The sequence below is a fragment of the Nonomuraea aurantiaca genome, assembly GCF_020215705.1.
GTDB lineage: Bacteria > Actinomycetota > Actinomycetes > Streptosporangiales > Streptosporangiaceae > Nonomuraea > Nonomuraea aurantiaca.
The window spans coordinates 1-3,189 of record NZ_JAIWNB010000091.1 but is presented as its reverse complement, the minus strand read 5'-3'; the positions used below and the strand labels follow the sequence as shown (position 1 = coordinate 3,189).

Below are 3,189 nucleotides of genomic sequence, written 5' to 3'. Positions count from 1 at the left end.
GAACAGCATTACGCCGCCTATCTGGAGGACACGGACGGGTTCGAGGTCGAACTCGTCGCCACCGACATGACAGACCAGTCCTGAGAATCCTGCTCTCAATCGATCCACAACTCTTGACGATTGCTCGTGCGGGATCCGGACTCGCTCAAACTGACTATAGGAGCCCAGCCTTCTCATCTTACTGATGTGGCGCTGTCCCCGGTGTGTCGCCTGCGATAGCCAGCAATGATATAGCTGGAAAATCCCGGCAATAGTGGTATTGGGTGATTTCTGAGCGTATTTCAACTGAACGCATGTGGTATTGGATCGGCGTGTCCATCCTGGACGGATGGGCTTATCGGTGGTTACTTTGAGCTGCTCCGCCAATGTTCATGGTTGTCACCAGGGCTTTGAGAGTGAGCACCTGGATGGCGGTGTCAAGTCCGTCATCCCTCCACGAAATCGCGCACACCAAAGGAAAATCATGACTGTTGACATATCTTCTGTCGACTGCCGGGCCCCGGTCCCGTCGCGTCTCCGCGATCGGTCCGGCCACGCGAGCCCATGGCGACGGTTTTGCGTCGGCGCCAGCCTGATGGGCGCCCTGACCGCAGCCTTCGCACCCACGTCGGCCGCCGCTACGTCGGGACTGGGGAACGGCAGCTTCGAGCAACTCGATATAGCACCGGATTACTTCCAGAACTTCGTCGCTGGGGAGTCCATCGGAACGTGGCGGGTCAGCATGGGGAGCGTGGACCTGATCCGTGCCAACTTCTGGCAGGCGTCAGACGGAAGGCAGTCGCTGGACCTAAACGGCTCAGGGGACAGGCCGGTGGGCGGGGTGCAGCAGACCTTCGCCACGCGTCCGGGCGAGACGTACGAGGTGGTCTACTCACTCGCCGGAAATCCAGGCGGGGATGCGACAGCGAAGACAGGAGCGGTCCTCGTCAATGGGGCTGTAGTTCAGAGCTTCAGCTTCGGTAGCTCAACTAGCACCAGAGAAGACATGCGGTACCAGACACGGAAGGTGAGGTTCATAGCGATCGGGCTCTCCACCACTCTGGAGTTCAGGAGCACAACCGAGGGTGCCTATGGCCCGGTCATCGACGACGTAGACGTCGGCCGATGCGCCTGTGGGGCGACGTCCTAGGCCGGCCGTTCAAAGCGTTGCCAGGTCGAGAGGCCGACCGCTGTGCCTCTCTGTTTGCCGACCGGGCCGTGGAACTGTCTGTCCAACACGATGATGCTCCGGCCCGGGAGGTAGGCGGTTACTTTACAGTGCGCCGTGTAGCCGAGCGTCAACCTCGGCTCGTCGCTCCCGCGAGACAACAAGGACGTTCGGCGTCGGAACGAATGAATCTGAGACCGTTACCAACCGATTGGGGCCGGGCTCGTAGCACACGAACTCGTAGCCGTGATCCGCGAGCCACTCGCGAACCTGCGTCACGGTGGAACCGAATCGAATGAGGAAACGATCGACGAGCTCCAGCATCAAAACGGCGGGTTCCCCACGAGCGAGAAGCTTTTCGGCACCTGTCAGGGCCTGGTGCTCGGCCCCTTCGATATCAAGTTTGCCCATCGCCCAGCTACGGTCGGGCAGCACGTCATCGAGGCGGACAATGTTCACGTCGACCGTATTGGCGGTGGACGTGAGGTCTTCCCGGGTCTGGATACGCGAGCCGACTCCGCGGATCACGAAGGGCATCCGGCCCGGCTCCGCGCCGACGGCGTCCGGGTGGACAGTGACCATCGTGAGGTGGTTGGCCCGGATGTTCGCGCGTAGTCTGGTGATGAAGAGAGGGACGGCCTCGAAGGCATGCACCTCCCCGGCCGAGCCGACCAGCTTGGCCGCGAGAAGCGTATACACGCCCTCATTGGCGCCGCAGTCGATGAAGCCGTCGCCGGGTCGGAGATAGCGCTGCATAAAGGCCATCTCTGGGTGATCCGGCAATGGGCCGAAGTAAAAGAACCGACTGGCTTGGCCGTCCGGGTAGGCCCGAAGCCTCATGTCCTCGTACACGGTCAAGTCAAACGGATGGCGTATCAATCTCTTCCATGCCTGCCATCGGGCGGTACGAATGAGAGCCGCTCCTCGGTTGTCTCGGTTACCAGGATGGTGCAAAATAGCCTTGAGCATTCCTTGGGTAGTCATTGGTGTGGTCCTTTCCGATCCGGTAGAGCCATTGTCGATATTGATCTCAAAGATCGCTGGTCGCGCGTTGGCTTTCTCCTTTGTCAGGCTAGCGCATGAATCCGGGAGGCATCCTCAGGCCACACCCCAGCTGTGCTTTTTTTGGAGCGCACATATCTTGCCCGCAGAAACGGGCAAGAGATTCAGCGCACTAACCTGGCGGCGGCCTATGTGACCGCAACGGGATTCGGCTTGCGGCTCAGCCGGCGCCGGCCTGGATTCATCGGAACGATGTACCGGCTATTGATGGTCGTCCTGACCTCCGTGCGGCCTGGCCTCGCCCGCCGACGTCAACCGCTGCCGGCGCTCGTTCACCTGCGGAAACAACACATCGAATCTCAGCCCGAGTTGGTCGCGAACCTCGGTGGAGATGACCAACTGCACCTCGGTCAGGCCGCGCGGTCCCGACCAGGGGGTGTGAGCGACTGGTGCGATCTGCCGTGGCGTGGCCTCGACGACTTCGATGGTGGCCGGGAGCAGGAGGTCTTCGCCGCCGCACCTACGCGCCCAGCTTAGTTAGTGAGCGATCTGGCCAATGCGAGGGAGCAAGACTCGCGGCAGTCTCTGCTTTGTGGCCGAGATCCCGTTTGATCGCCCATGTTCTCCGGACGCCGCTGTAACCGAGGTGGAAGCCGTCGGGCGTACGCCATCCGGATCCCTCCTCCGGCCGGGGGCGGAGACACTCCTCAGTGGTTCCGCGTGCCGGGGCCCGATGTCTTCGGCCGCGTCGGGGCGCAACCCTGCGGCGGGAGAGTTTCGATCCGTCGAGCCCAGCCTGCCGCTCCCGTGCCTTTTCCCGGCCGGATGGAAGAACCGTCTGCTGTTCACCGGGGACTTTCCCTCACGAGGTCGGCCTTCCTATGAAGGGTTGACCGTCTGGGGCAGCGGGGGTGAGGTGCTTGGGGCGAAGTGGATGGGTTCTTCGTTGTCGAAGGTGGTTCCGCCGAGGTAGACGGCGGTGATGCGGTGTTGTCCTGTGGTGAGGGTGGAGGTGGTGAGGGTGGCGGGTTGGGTGGTGC

The 3,189-nt window shown here is 62.0% G+C and carries 2 protein-coding genes; one reads left to right on the top strand and one right to left on the bottom strand.

Features of this window, described 5'->3' with window-relative positions:
* Window positions 1–574 precede the first annotated feature (574 nt).
* Window positions 575–1,129, top strand: coding sequence for a choice-of-anchor C family protein (locus tag LDL49_RS56200; protein ID WP_225303147.1), 555 nt, complete (start codon window positions 575–577; stop codon window positions 1,127–1,129).
* Between the two features lie 123 nt (window positions 1,130–1,252).
* On the opposite strand, the gene LDL49_RS56195 is transcribed toward LDL49_RS56200, so the two are convergent.
* Window positions 1,253–1,999 (bottom strand): FkbM family methyltransferase, encoded by a 747-nt coding sequence (locus LDL49_RS56195; RefSeq protein WP_225303148.1) that lies wholly within the window; start codon window positions 1,997–1,999, stop codon window positions 1,253–1,255.
* Between the last annotated feature and the right edge of the window lie 1,190 nt (window positions 2,000–3,189).

Bases quoted from the DNA above. Each gene is read 5' to 3' on its own strand.
- LDL49_RS56200 (WP_225303147.1), top strand. From the start codon at position 575: ATGGGCGCCCTGACCGCAGCCTTCGCACCCACGTCGGCCGCCGCTACG.